The organism is Pseudomonas benzenivorans (assembly GCF_033547155.1).
Taxonomy (GTDB): Bacteria; Pseudomonadota; Gammaproteobacteria; order Pseudomonadales; family Pseudomonadaceae; genus Aquipseudomonas; species Aquipseudomonas benzenivorans_B.
In genome coordinates, this window is the sequence record NZ_CP137892.1 from 2,665,772 (window position 1) to 2,686,315 (window position 20,544).

The window sequence follows — 20,544 nt, forward strand, 5'->3', positions numbered from 1 at the left end:
GCGGTGACCCGGCGCAGTGCCGGGCTACCGCCGGGTCGGGTTCAGAGGTCCAGCCCCGAACGCCCATGGGCGACGAAGCGCATCATCCACTCGGCCACCGTATGGCCCTGGTGGTCGTGCTGCAGGCTATCCAGGCCTTTACGGTAGGTCTGCTCGCCGATGTGCTGCTGACGAATCTCCAGCAACTCCTTGGAGTAATCGTGGACGAACTCCGGATGCCCCTGGAAGCACAGCACCTGGTCGTCGATGCAATAAGCGGCGATCGGGCAGAAGTCGCTGGATGCCAACAGGGTCGCGTTCTCCGGCAGCTTGGTGACCTGGTCCTGGTGGCTGATCAACAGGGTCAACTCCTCCAGCACCGGTGCCATCCAGGCCGGCTGATGGGCCAGACGGTAGCGATGAATGCCGACGCCCCAGCCCTGCTCGGCGCGCTCGGCCTTGCCGCCGAGCAGCAGCGCCAACAGTTGATGGCCGAAGCAGATGCCGAGCAACTTGTCGCCCTTGGCATAGCGATCCAGCAGATAGGTCTTGAGGGTCTCGATCCAGGGGTCGCTGCCGAAGGAATCGGCCTTGCTGCCGGTGACCAGATAGGCATCGTAGTGTTCGCTGTCCGGCGGGTAGTGACCCTCCATCACGTTGTACACCTGGAACTCGGCGGCGATCGGCTGTTGCGCGAACAACCGCTCGAACATCCGGCCGTAGCCTTGGTACTGATCGATCAGTTCGGGGCGAAGAATGTCGGTTTCCAGAATGCAAATCTGCAGCGGCATGGGGCGGGTACCTAAAACGCATGGGGGGTGGTGTCTACTGTGCCCAAGCCTGCCTGGGGCTGGCAGGCAAGGCAAGAGCCGCTGACACCGTCATGAGCACAAGGCGAATGGATGCCCCTGGTGCACAGGAGCGCCCGTCTCGCAACCGCTGCAGTCAGAGCGAACCGGCCCGCCCAGCGCCGGTCGTCGGCTTTCTCCTCAGAAGCGCTGGTTGCCGGCCGCCTTCTCCAGCAGCAGTGCCGGTGGCAGGAAACGCTCGCCGTACTGCTCGGCCAGGTACTGGGCGCGGGCGACGAAGTCCTGAATGCCGTACTGGTTGATGAACTGCAGCGCACCGCCGCTCCAGGCGGCGAAACCTATGCCGAAGACCGAGCCGATGTTGGCGTCGGCGGTCGAGCGCAGCACGCCCTCCTCCATGCACCTCACGGTTTCCAGGGCCTGGATGAACAGGATGCGGTCACGCACATCCGCCTGGGGAATCTGCCGATCGGCCCGCTCGAAACGCGCCTTGAGCTCCGGCCACAGGCGCTTCTTGCCGCCCTCCGGATAATCGTAGAAACCGCCGCCAGCCGCCTTGCCCGGCCGCTTGTATTCGCCCAGCATCAGCTCGAGCACCTCGAACGCCGGATGTTCGGGAACGGGCTTGCCCTCGGCGCTCAGGTCCTGCGCCGTCTGCCGGCGAATGTGCTGCATCAGGCTCAGCGACACTTCATCGCTGATCGCCAAGGGCCCGACCGGCATGCCCGCCTTGCGGGCCTCGTTCTCGATCAGCGCCGCCGACACGCCTTCGCCGAGCATGGCGATGCCTTCGTTGGTGAAGGTACCGAATACCCGGGAGGTGAAGAAACCACGGCTGTCGTTGACCACGATCGGGGTCTTCTTGATCTGCAGGACGTAGTCGAAGGCACGGGCCAGGGTCTCGTCGCTGGTCCGTTCGCCCTTGATGATTTCCACCAGCGGCATCTTGTCCACCGGGCTGAAGAAGTGCAGGCCGATGAAGCGCTCCTGCTTCTGCACCGCGGTGGCCAGGCCGGTGATCGGCAGGGTCGAGGTATTGGAGGCGATCACCGCGTCGCTCAGTGCCGCACGCTCGGCGGCGGCGCTGACGTTGGCCTTGAGGTCGCGGTCCTCGAACACCGCTTCGATGATCAGGTCGCAGCCGACGAAGTCGGCGTCCTTGTCGCTGGTCTTGATGCGTTCGAGGAAGGTATCGCGCCTCTCGGCACTCATCTGGCCGCGTGAGACCTTCTTGTCCAGCAGCCGGGCCGAATGGGCCTTGCCCTTCTCCGCCGCTTCGATGGAGACGTCCTTGAGCACCACCTCGATCCCCGCCGCCGCCGAGACATAGGCGATACCGGCGCCCATCATGCCGGCGCCGATCACCCCGACCCTCTGCGTCTGACAGGGGCCGTAGCCTTGCGGGCGTGAGCCGCCGGCATTGATCTCGTTGAGCTGGAACCAGAAGGTGCCGATCATGTTCTTGGCCACCTGTCCGGTGGTCAGCTCGGTGAAGTAGCGGGCCTCGATGAGCTGTGCGGTGTCGAAGTCGACCTGGGCACCCTCGACCGCGGCGCAGAGGATCTTCTCCGGCGCCGGGAAGCAGCCCCTGGTCTTGTCGCGCAGCACCGAGGGGGCGATGGCCAGCATCTGCGCCACGCCGGGACTCGACGGCGTGCCGCCGGGCATCCTGTAGCCGGCCTGGTCCCAGGGCTGCTTGGGTGCCGGGTTGGCGGCGATCCAGGCACGGGCCTTGGCCAGCAGGTCATCCCTGTCGCTGGCCAGGTCATGAATCAGGCCGGCCTTGAGGGCGGCATCCGGGCGCACCTTCTTGCCTTCGGCCAGGTACGGCAGGGCCTTCTCCAGCCCGAGCAGACGTACCATACGCACGACCCCGCCGCCGCCCGGCAGCAGGCCGAGGGTCACTTCCGGCAGGCCGAGCTGCACGGCGGAACTGTCCAGCGCTATGCGGTGGTGGCAGGCCAGACAGATCTCCCAGCCACCGCCCAGGGCGGCGCCATTGATCGCCGCCACCACGGGCTTGCCGAGGCATTCCAGGCGGCGCAGCTGGTCCTTGATCTTCAGGACCATCTGGTAGAAGTCGCGGGCGTCGGCCTTGCTCACCTGGATCAACTCATTCAGGTCGCCGCCGGCGAAGAAGGTCTTCTTCGCCGAGGTGATGATCACCCCGGCCAGCGCGTCCCGCTCGGCCTCCAGGCGCTCGACGACCCGAGACATGGCCGCGCGGTACTGCGCGTTCATGGTGTTGGCGCTCTGCCCGGGCATGTCCATGGTCAGGACCACGATATCGTCCGGGCCTTTCTCGTAACGGATGGCGTCAGTCATTGTTCTCAATCTCCGCCTCAGACTCTCTCGATGATCGTTGCGATGCCCATGCCGCCGCCCACGCAGAGGGTGGCCAAGCCGTAGCGCAGCTGGCGCGCCTCCAGCTCGTCGAGCAGGGTGCCGAGGATCGCGCAGCCGGTGGCACCGAGGGGATGCCCCATGGCGATCGAGCCGCCGTTGACGTTGACCCTGTCCTCGACCACGCCCATGTCTTTCATGAACTTCAGCACCACCGAGGCGAAGGCTTCGTTGACCTCGAACAGGTCGATGTCCTCCACGCTCAGCCCGGCCTTGGCCAGGGCCTTGCGGGTAGCCGGCGCCGGGCCGGTGAGCATGATGGTCGGGTCGGTACCGGTCACGGCGGTGGCAACGATACGCGCCCGCGGCTTGAGCCCCAGCTCGCGACCCTTGGCCTCCGAGCCGATCAGCATCAGCGCGGCACCGTCGACTATGCCCGAGCTGTTGCCGGGGGTATGCACATGGTCGATGCGCTCGAGGTGGCTGTAGACCTGCAAGGCGGTACTGTCGAAGCCCATCTGACCGATCACCTCGAAGCTCGGTTTGAGCTTGCCGAGCCCCTCGAGGCTGCTGTCGCCACGAATGAACTCGTCGTGATCGAGCAGGACGATACCGTTCTGATCGGTGACCGGGACCAGCGAGCGACTGAACGCACCAGCGGCACTGGCGCGCGCGGCCTTCTGTTGCGAGCGCAGGGCGAACGCATCGACATCGGCGCGGCCGAAACCCTCCAGGGTGGCGATCAGGTCGGCGCCGATGCCCTGAGGAGTGAAATGGCTGTGCATATTGGTTTCCGGATCCATCACCCAGGCACCGCCGTCGGAACCCATGGGCACCCGCGACATGGACTCCACGCCACCGACCACCACCAGGTCCTCGAAACCGGAGCGCACCTTCATCGCGCCGAGATTGACCGCCTCCAGGCCCGAGGCACAGAAGCGGTTGAGCTGCACACCGGAAACGCTGACATCCCAGTCCGCCAGCATGGCCGCGGTCTTGGCGATGTCGGCGCCCTGGTCGCCCACCGGGGTGACGCAGCCGAGCACGATATCGTCGACCTGACTGGTGTCCAGGCCCGTGCGGTGCTCCAGGGCCTGCAGCAGACCGGCAACCAGGCTCACCGGCTTGACGCTGTACAAGGCGCCGTCCTTCTTGCCCTTGCCGCGGGGCGTACGCAGCGCATCGAAAATGAATGCTTCGGTCATGACGTCCTCGAACCTCCCATGGAGGGAATGGATAAGGGGGCAGCGCCGCCTGTCGCTCTCGGGCGCGCCTGCCGTGCTCCTCTCCACCATACCCCCGGGCCCGGCTGACTCAATGACCGAAGCGCTCAGCGCCATTGACCGGCGCGTTCAGACGAACGGCTCACTACTGGCGTAATGACGGCGCGCCGTACTTAGAGGCGTCTGGCTCCGGGCCTGCTTGGGGAACTTGTGGCACATCCAATAACTCATAGTTCCAAACAACCTTCGTATTGAAACCAAGTTATCTAAGTGAACCGTGATGTGCCCCCTAGAGTTACCCAAGTAGGAAGGCAATGAACACTAGATGCCAGGGACCGTCGCCGGGCGCTGCCGGGGCGGTATGTCAGTCCACGCCAGGTGTGACGCCGTAGTCCGCAAGCCTCGATAACGGGCAATAAACGTCACGCCGAAAATAACAAAAGGCAGATGGCCATGTTCAGACAACCCAAGTTTCGTCAAGCCGGCCTGATCGTTTTCGCCACTACGGTCATCTTGATCATCCCCAACCTGACCCGACTGGTCAGCTGATCTCCTCTCCCGGCGCTGCGCGCGCCCTTCGAACGCGCATGCGCAACCGCGCGGCCAACCTCCTGCCGCGTTAGAATCGCTGGCCAGCCCGACACTCCAGCCAGCGCACTCTCCCACGCGTGCGCCCACAATCGGATGCGGCTGCCGGTAATCCTCGAATTCGCAGCAACGGCGACATCACACATGCGCGCTTTGATACTCGCCCTGATGATATTGAGTGCCTGGGTGCAGGCCGCCGAGCTGCGCCTGGACATAGGCGTGGCCAGCCGTAGCTGGAGCAGCACCGAACTGCTCGCCCATCCGCAGGCGCGCTGGATAGCGATTGCCGATGACATCAGCTACAAGCGCAGCATGAGCTACCGCGCCGTACCACTGGTCGCCTTGTTGCCGGGCCTGCGGCCAGGCGACCTCCTGCAAGCGGTGGCCCGCGACGGCTTCGCCGTCGAGTTGCCGGCCACGCTGCTGCTCAACCCGGCCGGCGCCCAGGCCTGGCTGGCGGTGGAAGACCCGGCCCACCCTTGGCCACCGCTGGCGCCGAACAAGGCCAGTGCGGGGCCCTTCTACCTGGTCTGGCTGAACCCGGCGGCCAGCCGCATCGGTGCGGAACAATGGCCGTTCCGTATCGCCCGCATTCGCAGCGTGGCGCCACTCGCGCAACGCTACCCGCAGCTGCTGCCGGCCCGTGATGCCGCCCCGCGCGTCACCGCCGGCTTTGCCCAGTACCAGAAGCACTGCATGGCCTGTCACCGCCTCAATGATGCCGGCGACTCCAGGTTCGGTCCGGACCTGAACATTCCCCACAACCCCACCGAGTACTTTGCCGGCGACTTCCTTGCCCGCTACATCCGCGACCCGCAGAGCCTGCGGCACTGGCCCCAGGGGCGGATGCCAGGCTTCAGCCGCGCGCAATTGAACGATGAGGAACTGACCCAGCTGCTCGCCTACCTGCGGCATATGGCCGGGCGCAAGGTGCATAGCCCCGAGCCGACGCGGCCCGACCGAAGCTAACCCGCGGGCGACACAAAAGCGGCCCGGACTCGTGCGCCATACAGGAGCACGCCTGGGTGGCCAACCCCGCCGCGCTACTGCGCCTGCACACGCAGCAGCGGCAACAGAGCCAGCTTCGCGCGCATCTGCTCGCCACAGCCCCCTCGGCGCACACCCCGCACCGGGCAGGCATCCAGGTAGTCCAGGCCGACGGCGAGCTTCAGGTGCCGCTCGGGAATGGCCAGGCAATTGGTCACGTCGAAACTGTACCAGGCCCCATCCAGCCAGGCCTCGGCCCAGGCGTGGCTGGCCAACTGCTCGGAGCCATCGGTGAACAGGTAACCGGACACGAAGCGCGCCGGAATGCCCAGGCTGCGTGTGCAGGCAAGGAAGGCATGGGCCTGGTCCTGGCAGACGCCCTGGCGTCCGGCGAAGGCTTCGGCGGCACTGGTCTCGTTCTCGGTGCTGCCCGGCAGGTAGCTGATGTGGGCGTTCAACCCGTGCATCAGGTCGATCAGCGCGGCCCGGTCACGGCGTTGCTGACACTGTTGCCGGGCGAACTCGCGCAATGCCCTGTCCGCCGCGGTTAGGGGGGTGAAGCGCAAGAACGGCAGCGGTGACTGCTCTTCATGCTCTGCCTCGCGCCGCTCGTCGATCTCGACCTGGCCGTGAGCCCCGATCACCACGGTGTCATGGGGCTCGTCCAGGGTCAGCACGTGGAGAATATTGCCGTAGGGGTCGAGCTGCGCGCGCGCCGGGTGGGGCAGCGTCAGCTGCCAGTCGAGCACATGCTGGCGCTCGCTGTCGTGGGGGGTCACGCGCAAGTACTGGATGCTGGCACGCACCTGATCTTCATAGTGGTAGGTGGTGTCATGGCTAATGGAAAGTCTCATGCTACCTCCAGATATGACCGTTGAATGGCTTGGCCCAGCAGGCGAACCTGCTGGATGAATTCGGTGAGCCAGGCATGCAGCCCCTCATCGAGTATTTCCTTGATGCCGGTATAGCGCAGGCGGGCGTCCAGTTCCGCGGCCAGGCGCTGAGCCGGGCGAGCATTTTCGCCAGGCAGGTTGGCGAGCGTCCGGTTGAGCTCGTCCATGCAGGCACGCAGCGAGCGCGGCACCTCGGGCCGCAGCAACAGCAATTCGGAAACTTTGCGCGCCCCCGGGGAGCCCCGGTAGATCTCGGCGAACGCCTCGAACGATGACAGCGCCCGCAGCAAGGCCGTCCACTGGTAATAGCTGCGGGCCGGCCGGCCATCGATCTCGTCGATGTCCTCGCCGAGCATTTCGTAACGCGCATCGAGCAGACGCAGGGTGTTGTCGGCCCGCTCGATGAAGATGCCCAGGCACACGAAGTGATACGGGTCGCCGCGCATGATGGTGCCGAAGGTGGCGCCGCGGAACAGATGCGAGCGTTCCTTGACCCACTCGCAGAAGCGGCTGATGCCGAAGCGCCCCAGCCCCTGCTCGGATATCCCGCGGATCTCCAGCCAGGTGGCGTTGATGTTCTCCCACACGTCTCCGGTGATACGTCCGCGCACCGCGTGGGCATTGGTGCGTGCGGCCTGCAGGCAGCAGTAAATGCTCGCCGGGTTATCGGCGTCGAGCGCGAAGAAGTTCAGCATGCGCTCGGCATGCATCTGCCCGTGACGCTCCAGGTACTCGTCCAGGGTGCCGGTGATCAGCAATGGCATGGCCAGCTCGTCCAAACCATCGCCACTGCCGTCCTGCGGCATCAGCGACAGCGAATAGCTGACATCGAGCATGCGAGCCAGGTTCTCGGCACGCTCCAGGTAGCGCGACATCCAGTACAGATCGGAGGCGGTTCTCGAGAGCATGGTTAATCCTCCACGATCCAGGTGTCCTTGGTGCCGCCGCCCTGGGACGAGTTGACCACCAGCGAGCCTTCGCGCAGCGCCACACGGGTCAGACCTCCGGGCACCAGGCGAGTCTCGCGGCCAGACAGGACGAACGGACGTAGGTCGATATGCCGCGGCGCGATGCCGTTCTCGACGAAGGTGGGGCAGGTCGACAGCGACAGGGTCGGCTGGGCGATATAGGCCTCCGGCTTGGCCATCAGACGCTCGCGGAACTTCTCGATTTCCGCCTTGCTCGCCGCCGGCCCGACCAGCATGCCGTAGCCGCCGGAGCCCTGGGCTTCCTTGACCACCAGTTGCGACAGGTTGGCCAGCACATGGGACAGCTCCTCGGGCTTGCGGCACTGCCAGGTCGGCACGTTCTTGAGGATGGCCTCCTCGTCCAGATAGAAGCGGATCATCTCGCCCACATAGGGGTAGATCGACTTGTCGTCCGCCACCCCCGTGCCTATGGCATTGGCCAGCACCACGTTGCCCGAACGGTAGGTCGACAACAGCCCGGGGACGCCGAGCATGGAGTCCGGGTTGAAGGCCAGGGGGTCGAGGAAGGCATCGTCGATCCGCCGGTAGACCACGTCCACCTGCTTGGCCCCGGCGGTGGTGCGCATGTACAACTTGTCGTCACGCACCAGCAGGTCGGCGCCTTCGACCAATTCCACGCCCATCTCGCGGGCCAGGAAGGCGTGCTCGAAGTAGGCGCTGTTGAAGCGCCCGGGAGTCAGCACCACCACGGTGGGGTTGTCCAGTGCGCTGGCGCTCTTCAAGGTGTCGAGCAACAGATTGGGGTAGTGGTTGATCGGCGCCACCCGCTGGGCGGCAAACAGCTCGGGGAACAGGCGCATCATCATCTTGCGGTCCTCGAGCATATAACTGACGCCGCTCGGCGTGCGCAGGTTGTCCTCCAGCACGTAGTAGCTGCCGTCGCCATCGCGCACCAGGTCGACCCCGGCGATATGGGCGTAGAGGTTGCGGTGCAGGTCGAGCCCCTGCATCGCCAGCTGATAAGCCTCATTGGCCAGCACCTGCTCGGCCGGGATGACGCCGGCCTTGAGGATGCGCTGGTCATGGTAGAGGTCGGTGAGGAACATGTTCAGCGCCTGCACCCGCTGGATGCAGCCGCGCTCGACCATGCGCCACTCGCTGGCCGGGATGCTGCGCGGAATGATGTCGAAGGGAATCAGGCGCTCGGTGCCCTGGTCATCGCCATAGAGGGTGAAGGTGATGCCCGCACGGTGGAACAGCAGGTCCGCCTCGCGCCTTCGCTGGGCCAGCGACTCCTTCGGCGTCTCGGCCAACCAGCGAGAGAACTCGCGGTAATGTGCGCGGCATTCACCGTTCGCCAGGTACATCTCGTCGTAGTGCGCGCGCGCCATGCCTACTCCTTGTCTCCGGATGCACTCGGGCCACACACGACCCGAGCCATCAGGCTAATCCCTATGAGATCAATCTGTTAGGCAACTGAAAAAGCAACCCGCACCCCCTCTAGCGGCGCATTGCGGCCGCCTTCGTCGAGTACGCCCCACGTCGCTCCAGCGAGGGTCGCAATCACCCATCATTTATTAGCAGTATAGGCGCTACCCCATTCGGCGCCGGATACCCGACAAACATGATGGCCTGCAGTGATCGTTGCGCCAGGCACGTCTCAGGCTTGGTTCAAGGGAAGGCCAGGTCCAGCCAATGCCGGTAAAAACCCCGAGCCACCTGATTGAGTGCCGCCACCCTGGCCGGCAGCTGATCGAGCATCTGCGCCACGCTCTGCTGGCTGGGCTGGCGCTCGTCGAGCAGATGCGCCCAGTCCTCAAGCCATAGGCGCACCAAGTCCTCGGTCATTTCCGGGTGTCCCTGCACGGCGAGAATCTTGTCTCCCCAGGCGAAGCCCTGGTTCTCACACCAGCGGCTGCTCAGCAAAGGCTGGGCGCCGGGCGGCAAGGCGAAACTGTCGCCATGCCACTGAAAAATCGCAAACTCGACCGGCAAGTGGGCCAGCCAGGGGCTGTCCGCCCCGCCACCGATTCGCCGCAGCGGCTGCCAACCGCTTTCGGTGTAAGGCATGCGCCGCACCTCGGCGCCCAGGGCCCTGGCCAGCAGCTGGGCACCCAGACAATGGCCGATCATGGGAATGTCGCGACGGATGAAATGCTGCAGGGCGGCGACTTCCGTGGCCAGCCAGGGCAGATCGTCGTTGACGCTCATCGGCCCGCCCATGATCGCCACGGCAAGCGGTCGGTCCAGGTCATAGCCGTCCAGCTCGCCACGGTCGACGCGCAGCACGCTGAAATCGCGCCCGGCCTCCTCCAGCACCTGGGCCAAATAGCCCGGCGGGCAGTAGTCGATGTGAGTCAGAATCAGGATATCGGTCATAGCGGCCTCCGCCGCCCAGTCTGAAGCAAAGCACAGGCTTGGGTCGAGCAGAGGCAAGCACTAGGCAGAGGTACTGCACGCCCCCATCGGCCAACGGTCGCTGGGGGCGGTTACGGGGGCGTCGGCGACTAGGGCCGCGAAGCCTTGACCTCCTGCGTCACGCCCCAGCCATCCAGGGTACCGCCAAGCGGCAGCACCACCGACGCCAGGTCTTGCTCGAAATCGCCGATACCGGCGTGGGTCGCATACATCACCTTGCTGACTTGCAGATGCCAGGCGCCGTCATCCCGCTCGGTCACCAAGGCGTGCAAGGATTCACCACGAAAATTTCTGGTCGCCTGACGGGCCCGCTCCTCATCGGGAAAAATGGCGTAGAACTCGATGGGGTGAAAGCTGGCGAAGTCGAATCCACCCTCCTTCATCCGCCGTAATACTCCGCTGCTGACATCATCGTGCAAGGCTGTGCTCATGAAGTGATCTCCTCAGGCGATGGATGGATAAACCGCTTTCCCATTGCAACCGTCATTACTGCGGCGGTGTCGCGACACCAGTTGCGGTGCCGCCCGAGAATCAAGCAAGGGCTGCTTGATGTGTCATAAGCCAGACCTGAAGCCAGGGCTGGTCGACGTGGAGCCTTTCAGATCGAAAAACTCGGAGCCGTCCACTGTAGGGTAGTCCGAGACCGGCAAGTTTGCCGCCCTCGCGCATGACTTCTGCCGCAACCGGCGATCGACGGCGCCCCGGGTCCACACGCTCGGACCGCTGCCCGGCGCGCCAGCCTGACACTGGCGCCTCGTCGCTCTGTGACGAGAGGGTTATCCTAGGCCGCATGTTCTGGCCTCAGGCATCCACCAAGGAAGGAAAGATGAAGAAAGTTGTCCCCGCGCTCACCACCCTGATCCTCTTCTGCGCCTATACCCTTTACGTCATGCTCAACGCGGAACAGTCGCTGATCCAGTTCGGCATCCAGCTGATGTCCCACCCGGATACGGCGCAGGTGGTCATCGACCTCTATATCCTTGCCGGGCTCGCCTGCGTCTGGATGTACCGGGATGCCCAGTCGCGAGGCAAGACCATCGGCTATCTGCTGCCCTTCTTCGCCATCACGGCGGTGTTCGTGTCCGTGGGGCCGCTGCTATACATCGTGACCAGGGGCCTCTCGAAAGACGGCAGCGGGCAAAACGCCTAGCAAGACCGCCCGCACGCTTCGCCCAAGGGGCGCTCCCCTAGACCCTATGGCCCTATCGCCGCCAACGCCCGCTGCAGGTCCCGGCGCAGGTCCTCGACATGCTCGATACCCACCGACAGCCGCACCAGGTTGTCGCTGATGCCGAGCTGCGCGCGGCGCTCGGCGGGGACGGAGGCATGGGTCATCCTCGCCGGCTGGCTGATCAGGCTCTCCACCCCGCCCAGGCTCTCGGCCAGGGTGAACAGCTCCGTGGCCTCGAGAAAACGCCGGGTGCCCTCGGCGTCGGAGGCCAGGTAGAGGGTCAGCAGGCCGCCGAAGCCACGCATCTGACGCTTGGCCAGCTCGTGCTGCGGGTGGCTGGCCAGGCCCGGATAGAGCACCGAGGCCACCTGCGGCTGGTACTCCAGCCAGGCGGCCAGCTCACTGGCGTTGTCGACATGGCGTTGCAGGCGCAGCGCCAGGGTGCGCAGGCCGCGCAGGCAGAGGAAGCTGGAGAAGGGATCGAGGATGGCACCCACCGAGTTCTGCAGGAAGGCCAGCTGCTCGGCCAGCTCCGGCCGGTCGGCCACCGCCACCAGCCCAGCGATCACGTCGGAGTGGCCATTGAGGTACTTGGTGGCCGAATGCAGCACGATGTCGAAACCCTGCTCCAGCGGCCGCTGCAGGTAGGGCGAGGCGAAGGTGTTGTCGGCCACGGTGAGCAGGCCCCGCTCGCGCCCCAACCGACCGACCTGGGCCAGGTCGCAGAGCTTCAGGGTCGGGTTGGTCGGCGTCTCGACCCAGATCATCCGCGTCTCGGGCCTGAGCGCGGCGGCCAGGGTGGCGGCATCGGCGTCGGCCGGCACATAGCTGACCTGCAGGCCGGCAGCGGGCTTGCGCACCCGCTCGAACAGGCGGTAGGTACCGCCATAGAGGTCGTCCACCGCGACGATGTGGCTGTTCGCCGGCAGCAGCTCCAATACCGTGGCGCAGGCCGCCAGGCCGGAGGCGAAGGCGAAACCCTGGGCGCCGCCCTCCAACTCGGCGATGGCCCGCTCCAGGGCCTGGCGCGTGGGGTTCTGGCTGCGCCCGTACTCGTAGCCGGCATGCACCCCGGGCGACTGCTGGCGGAAGGTCGAGGTGGCATAGATCGGCGGCATCACCGCACCGGTCCAGTCCGGCTCGTAGCCGGCGTGCACGGTCAGGGTTTCGAATTCGCTCATGCTACCTCCTGGGGTAAATAGCCCGTAGGGTGGGTTAGCCGCGCTGCGGCGTAACCCACCCTACGTAAGGCTCCGACGCGGTCTCGAATGAAACGGCTACCGCCCCTAGCGCAGGGTGCGGCGCCAGAGGTTGAGCACATCGCTCTTGGTGATCAGGCCGAGAAAGCGGCCGTTCTCGACGATCAGCGCCACATGGCCCTCGTCGAAGGTCTGCAGCAGGCGCTGCAGCGGCACGTCCGGGTCCAGGGTCTGCAGCTTGGTCACCATGGCCTCGTGCACCGGCGACTGGAAGTGCTCCGGGGCGTCCTTCACCGCGCGCAGCAGGTCCCATTCGTCGATCAGCCCCACCACCCGGTCGCCGTCCATCACCGGCACCTGGTCGATGTCATGGAAGCGCATGCGCCCGTACACCACCTCCAGGGATTCGTTGGGCTTGCAGGTGACGGTCGCCCCCTCGTCGTAGCGGCGGGCGATCAGGTCGCGCAGGTTGCCCTCCCTGGGCCGCTCGATCAGCCCCTGGTCGAGCATCCAGTAGTCGTTGAACATCTTCGATAGGTACTTGTTGCCGCTGTCGCATACGAAGGTCAGCACCCGCTTGGCCTCGCGCTGCTCGCGGCAGTAGCGCAGGGCGGCGGCCAGCAGGGTGCCGGAGGAGGAACCGGCCAGCACGCCTTCCTCCTTGAGCAGCAGGCGCGCGGTGTGCAGGCTCTCGGCATCGGGGATGCGGTAGGCGCGCTTGACCAGGTCGAAATCGGCCAGGCCCGGGACGAAGTCCTCACCGATGCCCTCCACCAGCCAGCTGCCCGCCTCACCGGTGCAGCCGGTCTCGACGAAGTCGGCCAGCACCGAGCCCTCGGGGTCGGCCAGGATCATCTCCATTTCCGGCGCCACGCGCTGGAAGAAGCGCGTCAGACCGCCCAGGGTGCCGCCGGAGCCGACGCCCACCACCACCGCGTCGAGGCGTTCGTCGAGCTGGCGCCAGATCTCCGGGCCGGTACCGCTCTCGTGGGCCCAGGCGTTGGCCGGGTTGTTGAACTGGTCGATGTAGAAGGCATCGGGCATCCCTTCGGCGATGCTGCGGGCCAGGTCCTGGTAATACTCGGGGTGGCCCTTGCCGACATCCGAGCGGGTCAGGCGGACCTCGGCGCCGAGAGCCTTGAGGTGAAAGACCTTCTCCCGGCTCATCTTGTCCGGCACCACCAGCAGCATGCGGTAGCCCTTCTGCGCCGCCACCAGGGCCAGCCCCAGGCCCGTATTGCCGGCGGTGGCCTCGATGATGGTGCCGCCGGGTTTGAGCTCGCCGCTGCGCTCGGCGGCCTCGATCATGGTCAGGGCGATGCGATCCTTGATCGAGCCGCCGGGATTCTGGTTCTCCAGCTTGACGAACAGCTCGCAGGGACCGGTGTCCAGACGGGTGAGTGGCAGGATCGGCGTGTTGCCGATCATCTCGAGTATGGGGCTGCTGGGCATGGACGTATCCCTCCGCAGAGCGGCCATTGCACCGCGCCCGAAGCTGCCCCTGTGGCACCGCGGGCAGCGGACCGGCCATGGGTTAGGTATAGGCACTGGGCCGGCCCGCGGCCAGCCGCGAGCATGCCCTGGCCTCGGCGCCCGACGCGCGGAACAGCCGTGCGCCCACTCGCTTAGTTGCCGTCGCGCACCCCGGCGCTGTTGTCCAGCAGGCTCTGGGTCGCGGTCTGCAGGAAGGCGTCGAGGTCCTGCTGCAGCTGCGGATCGATGTCGCCAGACAGCCGCTCGGCGCTGGCCTGGGCCCCGAGCTGGTAGGCATACAGACGCGGCTCGAAGCCCTTGGGCTGGATCAGGATGCGCTCGGGGGTGACGATGGCCACGGTCTGGTCGCCGCCCGAGGGCTTGATCACGCCGATACCGCGGTCGCCGGCCGGCAGGTTGAGCAGGTCACGGCCCCAGCACTGGTGGCGCACCTCGCCGCCGAGGCGGCCCATGATGGTCGGCACGATGTCGATCTGGGTGCCGAGGGTGTGGCTAAGGCGTCCGAACTTCTCCTGCACGCCCGGGCCGATCAGCAGCAACGGCACGTTGAAGCGGTACAGGTCCATCTCGGTGAGCTGCTCGGTGCTGCCGAAGCCGTGGTCGCCGACCACCACGAACAGGGTGTCCTTGAAGTACGGCGCCTGCCGCGCCTTCTCGAAGAACCGGCCGAGGGCCCAGTCGGCATAGCGCATGGCGGTGAGGTGCTCGTTCAGCGCGCCCTGGTCGGTGACCCGCTGCACTGGCAGGTTCTCCGGCAATGCATAGGGTGTGTGGTTGGACAGGGTCTGCAGCAGCGCATAGAAGGGCTTGTCGCCGTAATTACTGGCCAGCTCCTTGGCGCCGCGGTCGAACATGTCCTGATCCGACACGCCCCAGGTCGGGTCCATGAACACCGGGTCGACGAAATCTTCGCGGCCGATGAAGTTAGTCATGCCCTGGTTGCTGAAGAAGCCGGACTGGTTATCCCACTGGAAGTTGCCGTTGTACACGTAGAGGTTGTCGTAGCCCCGGGCGCTGAGCAGCTGCGGCAGGCCGGAGAACTGGTGCGCGCCCTCCGGCGTGCGCATCAGGTACTCGAAGCTCGGCAGGTTGGGGAAGCAGGCCATGGTGGCGAACATGCCCTGGTGGGTGTGGGTACCGTTGGAGAAGAAGCGGTCGAACAGCAGGCCCTGTTGCGCCAGCCTGTCGAAGTTCGGCGTGATATTGGCCGGCGAGCCGAGGGCGCCGACATAGTGCCCGGCGAAGCTCTCCATGAGGATCACCACCACGTTGCGCACCGGCAGGGTGCGGTCCTGGGGCGGGCTGAAGTCGCGACGGATGGCGGCCGTATCGGCGTCGACCAGCTGGTCGTGGGGGGTCAGCAGCAGCTTGCGCACCCTGTCCAGCGCCTGCTGCTCGGGCATGCTGGCCTTCCAGGCGTTGTCGCGGTGCGAGGAGAAGCTCGCCTGGGCCGCCGAGATCAGGGTCAGCGTGCCATTGAGCCCCAGCTGGTTGGCGAACATCGAATCGGTGGTGTAGGCATCGCCCCAGCGCAGCGGCGGGCCCTGACGCAGATGGCCACGGGCGGCGATCACCGCCAGCACCAGGCACAGGACGAAGGCGCTGATACGCCAGTACCAGGCCGGCACCGCCGAGCCGCTGGCCAAGTGCGCAGGCCGTACGGGCGGCCGACTCAGGCGGTCGAGTCCCTTGAACAGCCTGGCCAGCAGCCAGGTCGCCACGGCCCAGGTCAGCAAGTAGCGGGCGACCGGGAAGCCGTTCCACAGCATGCTCAGCACCGTTTGAGTGTCTTCCTGGAAATACTGGAACACCAGGCTGTTCAGGCGCTGGTGGAACTCGCGGTAGAAGTCCAGCTCGCTCAGGCCGAGGAACAGGGTGATGCTGGCGAAGCCGGTCAGCCACAGGCGCTGCAGGCCACGGGCGGCCATCGCGCGCACGCTGAGCAACGACAGCAGCAGGGGCGCCAGGGCATAGACCACCACCCGCAGGTCGAAACGCAGGCCGTTGTAGAAGGCCTCGGCAAAGGTTGCCACCGGGGTGGCGCCGATCAGCTCACGGTTGTAGACCAGCAAGGCCAGGCGCAACAGACCGTAGATCAGCAGCAGCGCCAGACCGCTGTACAGGCCGAACTGCAGGTGGCTTTTGAGGCTGGGATTGGACAGATGCGATGAGGACGACGGAGTGCCCAGGGCATTGGCAGTGGTCATAGGGTTCAGGAGTCCGCCGGCAGACGATCGAGTTGCAGGATGCGGCTGCGGCCCTGCTCGGCCAGCAGGTAGCGGCCCGGCGCCACGGCGATGATGCTCTGCACCGAGCGCAGGTGATCGAGCACCACCTGCAACTGGCCGGCGCGATCGAGCAACAGCACCCGCGCCATGTGGGTGGCGTCTTCGGTGATCCACAGGCCGTCGTCGCTGCACAGCAGGAAGCCAGGGTCGTTGAGGCCGTCCTGCACCAGGATGTCCTGGCCGTCGGCCTGCCATTGTTTGACCCAGCCGTGCTTCTTCTCGGTGTAGAACAGGCGGCCGTCACTGCAGGCGGCGATGGCTTCGCCCTCATCCAGGTCGTCGCGCAGAGTCACCAGCTCGGCGCTTTGCGGGTCGAAGCGCAGCAGGCGACCGTGATGGCGGTCCTCGATGGCGTACAGGTAATGGCCGTCGCTGGCCACCCCCTCGACGCTGTCGGAGGTGAACAGCGGCTTGGCCTGATCGCCACCCAGCAGCAGCACCGGCAAGCGCCCGCCCTCCTGACTGACCGCCACCCCGTCGCGGTACAACGCCAGACCATCGGGCTTGGACAGACCGCTCAGTACGGTCTTCAGGCTGCCGTCGCGACTGCGCTGCAGGATGGTGCCCTGGCCGTCGTCGAACTCCTGGCTGATGAACAGCGCGCCCCGGGCATCGCGCACCAGGGCGCTGACCCGCGGGATGTTCTCGTGAAACACCTGGTAGCCCCAACCACCGCTGGCCTCCACCGGATACAGGTGACGCCAGGCCGGATAGGCCACCGCCGGAACCAACGCGGCCCCGAGAAACAGCATCAGCCAGAAACGGATTTTTTGGCGCAGTAGCATTGGTGCAGACTCCCATCGACTTCGAACGGCTCGTTAACAGAGCGAGCGGGAGTGTGCAAAAGCGGGTGTGAAAATTATGTCGAGACGATTTGCTGGTCGGCGTTCTGCATTCGACGGCGATCGGCGGACAGAGAAAAGGACCCGAAGGTCCTTTTCTCTGTCCGCCTGGCGCCTCAGTCGTTGCTCGGCTTGTTGATCGCCTGCAGCACGTACTGCGGCAGGGCGAAGGCGCCCTGGTGGATATCCGGGTTGTAGTAGCGGGTGACGATGCCGCTGCCGGCGAAGCGCTGGCGCAGGGTCTCGGCCGACAGCTTGCGGTAGCCGGCGTCGGTGCTGCCCCAGGCGAAGGTCATGCTGCCGCCGATATAGGTCGGCACCGCCGCCATGTAGAAGTGCCAGTCGGCGAACAGCCCGCGCATGCGCCCGGCGGTGGTCTGCACCTCGGCCAGCTGCATGAAGGGCGTGCCGTTCTGGGTGACCAGGATGCCGCCGTCGTTCAGGCAGCGGCGGCAGGCCTGGTAGAAGTTCTCGGAGAACAATACCTCGCCCGGGCCGATCGGGTCGGTGGAATCGGAGATGATCACGTCGAACTTGTCTTCGCAGGTGGCGACGAAGCGCATGCCGTCGTCGATCACCAGGTTCAGCCGCGGGTCGTCGAAGGCCCCGCTGGAGTGGTTGGGCAGGAATTCCTTGCACATGTCGACCACGGTGCCGTCGATCTCGACCATGGTGATGTGCTCGACGCTGTCGTGCTTGCACACCTCGCGCAGCATGCCGCCGTCGCCGCCGCCGATGATCAGCACGCGCTTGGCCAGGCCATGGGCCAGGATCGGCACGTGGGTGAGCATCTCGTGGTAGATGAACTCGTCGGCCTCGGTGGTCTGGATCACCCCGTCCAGGGCCATGACCCGGCCCATGCGGGCGTTCTCGAAGATCACCAGGTGCTGGTGCTCGGTGCGCACCTCGTGCAGCAGCTGGTCCATGCGAAAACGCTGGCCGTAGCCGTCGTAGAGGGTCTCTTGGTAATCGCTCATGGGGTATCCCTCGGCAATGGGGTTGAGTACGCCGGGACGCCGTTGTCGGCAGCCGCCGTCCAGAAAATGAAAGGCGCGCATTCTACGTCGCCGCGCATGACAGGTCGAACCTTGGCCGTTTGAAAGTCAGTTGTGCGCTGACAGCCGGGCGCCGGACGGTTATCGTCCGAGCATGACCGAGACCACGCCTGCCCCGCTGCGCTTGCCCTACCAGCCCCCCTGGCACTGGCAGCAGTTCCACGACCACCATGCCCTGCGCGCCCTGCCCGGCGTCGAGCGGCTGGACGCCGAGGGCTACAGCCGCAGTTTTCGCCTGGACGGGGTCTGCGGCTGGTTCGCCGTGTCGCCGCTGCCCGCCGAACCGGCCCTGCAGCTGCGCCATAGCGCATCGGCAGGCGCCTGCCTGCCGGCCCTGGTCGCCCGGGTGCGGCGCATGTTCGACCTGGATGCCGAGCCGCTGCGCATCGCCGCCCATTTCGCCGCGGACGCCCAGCTCGGCCCGCTGGTGGCGCGCAATCCGGGCCTGCGCCTGCCGACCGCCTTCGATCCCTTCGAGCAGGCGGTGCGGGCCATAGTCGGCCAGCAGGTGACGGTAAAGGCCGCGGTGACCATCGCCGGGCGCCTGGTGGCGCGCCTCGGCGAGCCGCTGGCGCAGGCGCCCGACGCCGCTATCGCCCGGCTGTTTCCCAGCGCCGCGGCGCTGGCCAAGGCCAAGCTGGACGGCATCGGCATGCCCGGCAAGCGCGTGCAGACGCTGCAGCACTTCGCCGCCCAGGTCGCCAGCGGCGCCCTGCGTCTCGACCTGGAGGACGGCCGCGAGGCGCTGATCGAACGCCTCTGCGCCCTGCCCGGCATCGGCCCCTGGACCGCCGAATACATCGCCCTGCGCGCCTTCGGCGAGGCGGACGCCTTCCCCGCCAACGACCTGGGGCTGCTCAAGGCGCCGTTGTGGGGCGCAGGCGGCATCGCTGCCAAGCAACTCAAGGCCCGCGCCGAGGCCTGGCGGCCCTGGCGCGCCTATGCCGCCGCGCACCTGTGGCACAACTATGCGGGAGGTTGAAGGATGTTCTATCGCTACCACCACAGCCCCATCGGCCGCCTGCTGCTGGCCGGCGATGCTGGCGGGCTGCGCCAACTGGCCATGGAGATCGACGGCGAGCCCTGGCGGATCGGCGCAGACTGGCAAGTGGCCGGGGACGAACTGGACGACGTTTGCCGACAATTGGACGAGTATTTCGCCGGCCAGCGCCGACGCTTCGAGCTGCGCCTGGCGCCCGGCGGCACGGCCTTCCAGCAGGCGGTCTGGCAGGCCCTGCAATGCATTGCCTACGGCCGGACCAGCAGCTACAGCGCCCTGGCCGCGCAGATCGCCCGGCCCAGGGCGGTACGCGCGGTGGGCGCGGCCAACGGCGCCAACCCCATCGCCATCGTCATCCCCTGTCACCGGGTGATCGGCCGCGACGGCAGCCTCACCGGCTACGCCGGCGGTCTGGCGCGCAAGGCCCTGCTGCTGCAACTCGAGGGCGCGTTGCCGCCACAGCAGGCGCCGCTGGCGCTCTGAGCCGGTTCAGGGCGGCGCAATCCGCGCCAATACCCGCGCCGGCACCCGCAGCGGCCGCGCCAGGATCAGCCCCTCCCCCGAGGCCGGGTAGACGCCGGTCAGCGCGGTGATGTTGACCTGATGGGACACCAGCACCATGACCGTGCCGGACATCAGGGCGTTGACCGCCGCCACCAGCTGGGCTGTCTGGACGGCGGCACGGGAGCGATCGGCGAAGAAGGAGTCCAGAGCCGGCCAGGACTCGACCGTGCCCAGGCCCATCTCCTGAGCGGTGTCGCGGGCGCGGCACCAGCGGCTGCTGAGCAGGCGCGGCCGGGCGATGCCCTGGTCGCGCAGCAGTCGCCCCCAGCGCCGGGCCTGTGCGCGACCGCGCGGGTCGAGGTTGCGCTGGGTCGTGCAGTCGCCCAGGTCGAAATGCGCCGGGTCGCCCAGGCCCGGCGCCGTGGCATGGCGCAACAGCAGCACGGCCCGCCCCGCGCGCAGCGCATCCCAGGCGGCCTCGTCGGCCCGGGCCTGGCCCGCCAGGGCCAGCCAGGCCAACAGCAGCAGCGCGACCGTGCGGACCAGGGGCTCAGAGGCGCACATTGCCCCGGGGACCTGCCAGCGCCCAGATGATCAGGCCGATCACCGGCAGGAGAACGATCAGCAGCACCCAGAGCACCTTCTTGCCGGTGTCGGTGCCGCTCTTGACCACGTTGATGATCGCCCAGATATCCAGCGCCAGGATGACCAGGCCGAGCAGGCCGTTGAGGGTGGTACCCATGGAGACACTCCTGTGTGAAGGGTTGCCCACCTAGGATAGCCGCCCCCGAGCGGAGGCTCGGGGGGCGGCGCCGAGTGCGC

19 protein-coding genes are annotated in these 20,544 nt (G+C 66.5%); 4 read left to right on the forward strand and 15 right to left on the reverse strand.

Annotated features, from left to right (window positions below):
- Positions 1 to 41: 41 nt before the first annotated feature.
- The 3 genes from SBP02_RS12125 to SBP02_RS12135 all read right to left on the reverse strand — a co-directional run bounded on the left by SBP02_RS12125 (position 42) and on the right by SBP02_RS12135 (position 4,336).
- The gene (locus tag SBP02_RS12125; protein WP_318642033.1) at positions 42 to 770 is read right to left on the reverse strand and encodes an amidotransferase; all 729 of its coding nucleotides are present in this window, start codon (positions 768 to 770) and stop codon (positions 42 to 44) included.
- A gap of 198 nt (positions 771 to 968) precedes the next feature.
- Positions 969 to 3,113, reverse strand: a complete 2,145-nt coding sequence (locus SBP02_RS12130; RefSeq protein ID WP_318642034.1) for a 3-hydroxyacyl-CoA dehydrogenase NAD-binding domain-containing protein — start codon at positions 3,111 to 3,113, stop codon at positions 969 to 971.
- Positions 3,114 to 3,130: 17 nt separating this feature from the next.
- The gene (locus SBP02_RS12135; protein WP_318642035.1) at positions 3,131 to 4,336 is read right to left on the reverse strand and encodes an acetyl-CoA C-acetyltransferase; all 1,206 of its coding nucleotides are present in this window, start codon (positions 4,334 to 4,336) and stop codon (positions 3,131 to 3,133) included.
- Between the two features lie 750 nt (positions 4,337 to 5,086).
- On the opposite strand from SBP02_RS12135, the gene SBP02_RS12140 reads away from it, so the two are divergent.
- Complete coding sequence (locus SBP02_RS12140; protein WP_318642036.1) at positions 5,087 to 5,911, forward strand: cytochrome c; 825 nt, start codon at positions 5,087 to 5,089, stop codon at positions 5,909 to 5,911.
- Positions 5,912 to 5,985: 74 nt separating this feature from the next.
- Here SBP02_RS12140 and SBP02_RS12145 read toward each other — a convergent pair whose 3' ends face one another.
- From SBP02_RS12145 to SBP02_RS12165, 5 genes are all read right to left on the reverse strand, one after another.
- Entirely contained in the window at positions 5,986 to 6,783 is a 798-nt protein-coding gene (locus tag SBP02_RS12145) for a transglutaminase family protein (RefSeq protein ID WP_318642037.1), read from the reverse strand.
- A complete protein-coding gene (locus tag SBP02_RS12150) occupies positions 6,780 to 7,730 on the reverse strand; it encodes an alpha-E domain-containing protein (RefSeq protein WP_318642038.1) in 951 nt (316 codons plus the stop codon). Before SBP02_RS12150 ends, SBP02_RS12145 begins: the two co-directional genes overlap by 4 nt.
- 2 nt (positions 7,731 to 7,732) lie before the next feature.
- Positions 7,733 to 9,142 (reverse strand): circularly permuted type 2 ATP-grasp protein, encoded by a 1,410-nt coding sequence (locus tag SBP02_RS12155; RefSeq protein ID WP_318642039.1) that lies wholly within the window; start codon positions 9,140 to 9,142, stop codon positions 7,733 to 7,735.
- 280 nt (positions 9,143 to 9,422) lie between these two features.
- A complete protein-coding gene (locus tag SBP02_RS12160) occupies positions 9,423 to 10,130 on the reverse strand; it encodes a type 1 glutamine amidotransferase (RefSeq protein ID WP_318642040.1) in 708 nt (235 codons plus the stop codon).
- A gap of 128 nt (positions 10,131 to 10,258) precedes the next feature.
- Positions 10,259 to 10,600 carry a ribonuclease E inhibitor RraB gene (locus SBP02_RS12165; RefSeq protein ID WP_318642041.1) on the reverse strand — a complete coding sequence of 114 codons (342 nt, stop codon included), beginning with the start codon at positions 10,598 to 10,600 and terminating at the stop codon, positions 10,259 to 10,261.
- Positions 10,601 to 10,995: 395 nt separating this feature from the next.
- On the opposite strand from SBP02_RS12165, the gene SBP02_RS12170 reads away from it, so the two are divergent.
- Complete coding sequence (locus tag SBP02_RS12170) at positions 10,996 to 11,319, forward strand: DUF2834 domain-containing protein (protein ID WP_318642042.1); 324 nt, start codon at positions 10,996 to 10,998, stop codon at positions 11,317 to 11,319.
- A 44-nt stretch (positions 11,320 to 11,363) separates the two neighbouring features.
- Here SBP02_RS12170 and SBP02_RS12175 read toward each other — a convergent pair whose 3' ends face one another.
- The 5 genes from SBP02_RS12175 to speE all read right to left on the reverse strand — a co-directional run bounded on the left by SBP02_RS12175 (position 11,364) and on the right by speE (position 18,140).
- Positions 11,364 to 12,521 carry a trans-sulfuration enzyme family protein gene (locus SBP02_RS12175; RefSeq protein ID WP_318642043.1) on the reverse strand — a complete coding sequence of 386 codons (1,158 nt, stop codon included), beginning with the start codon at positions 12,519 to 12,521 and terminating at the stop codon, positions 11,364 to 11,366.
- Between the two features lie 105 nt (positions 12,522 to 12,626).
- Entirely contained in the window at positions 12,627 to 13,991 is a 1,365-nt protein-coding gene (locus SBP02_RS12180; RefSeq protein ID WP_318642044.1) for a pyridoxal-phosphate dependent enzyme, read from the reverse strand.
- A gap of 173 nt (positions 13,992 to 14,164) precedes the next feature.
- Positions 14,165 to 16,240 (reverse strand): LTA synthase family protein, encoded by a 2,076-nt coding sequence (locus tag SBP02_RS12185; protein ID WP_318642045.1) that lies wholly within the window; start codon positions 16,238 to 16,240, stop codon positions 14,165 to 14,167.
- Positions 16,241 to 16,245: 5 nt separating this feature from the next.
- On the reverse strand, positions 16,246 to 17,106 hold the full coding sequence (locus SBP02_RS12190) for an SMP-30/gluconolactonase/LRE family protein (protein WP_318642046.1): 861 nt from the start codon (positions 17,104 to 17,106) through the stop codon (positions 16,246 to 16,248).
- Between the two features lie 173 nt (positions 17,107 to 17,279).
- A complete protein-coding gene (gene speE, locus SBP02_RS12195) occupies positions 17,280 to 18,140 on the reverse strand; it encodes a polyamine aminopropyltransferase (RefSeq protein WP_318642047.1) in 861 nt (286 codons plus the stop codon).
- Positions 18,141 to 18,312: 172 nt separating this feature from the next.
- Here speE and SBP02_RS12200 point away from each other — a divergent pair, with 172 nt between their 5' ends.
- Both SBP02_RS12200 and SBP02_RS12205 read left to right on the forward strand, forming a co-directional pair.
- On the forward strand, positions 18,313 to 19,200 hold the full coding sequence (locus tag SBP02_RS12200) for a DNA-3-methyladenine glycosylase family protein (protein WP_318642048.1): 888 nt from the start codon (positions 18,313 to 18,315) through the stop codon (positions 19,198 to 19,200).
- Positions 19,201 to 19,203: 3 nt separating this feature from the next.
- Complete coding sequence (locus SBP02_RS12205) at positions 19,204 to 19,701, forward strand: methylated-DNA--[protein]-cysteine S-methyltransferase (RefSeq protein WP_318642049.1); 498 nt, start codon at positions 19,204 to 19,206, stop codon at positions 19,699 to 19,701.
- A gap of 6 nt (positions 19,702 to 19,707) precedes the next feature.
- On the opposite strand, the gene SBP02_RS12210 is transcribed toward SBP02_RS12205, so the two are convergent.
- Positions 19,708 to 20,286: a histidine phosphatase family protein gene (locus SBP02_RS12210; RefSeq protein WP_318642050.1), complete on the reverse strand. Its 579-nt coding sequence runs from the start codon at positions 20,284 to 20,286 to the stop codon at positions 19,708 to 19,710.
- Positions 20,273 to 20,464, reverse strand: a complete 192-nt coding sequence (locus SBP02_RS12215; RefSeq protein ID WP_318642051.1) for a PLDc N-terminal domain-containing protein — start codon at positions 20,462 to 20,464, stop codon at positions 20,273 to 20,275. Before SBP02_RS12215 ends, SBP02_RS12210 begins: the two co-directional genes overlap by 14 nt.
- Between the last annotated feature and the right edge of the window lie 80 nt (positions 20,465 to 20,544).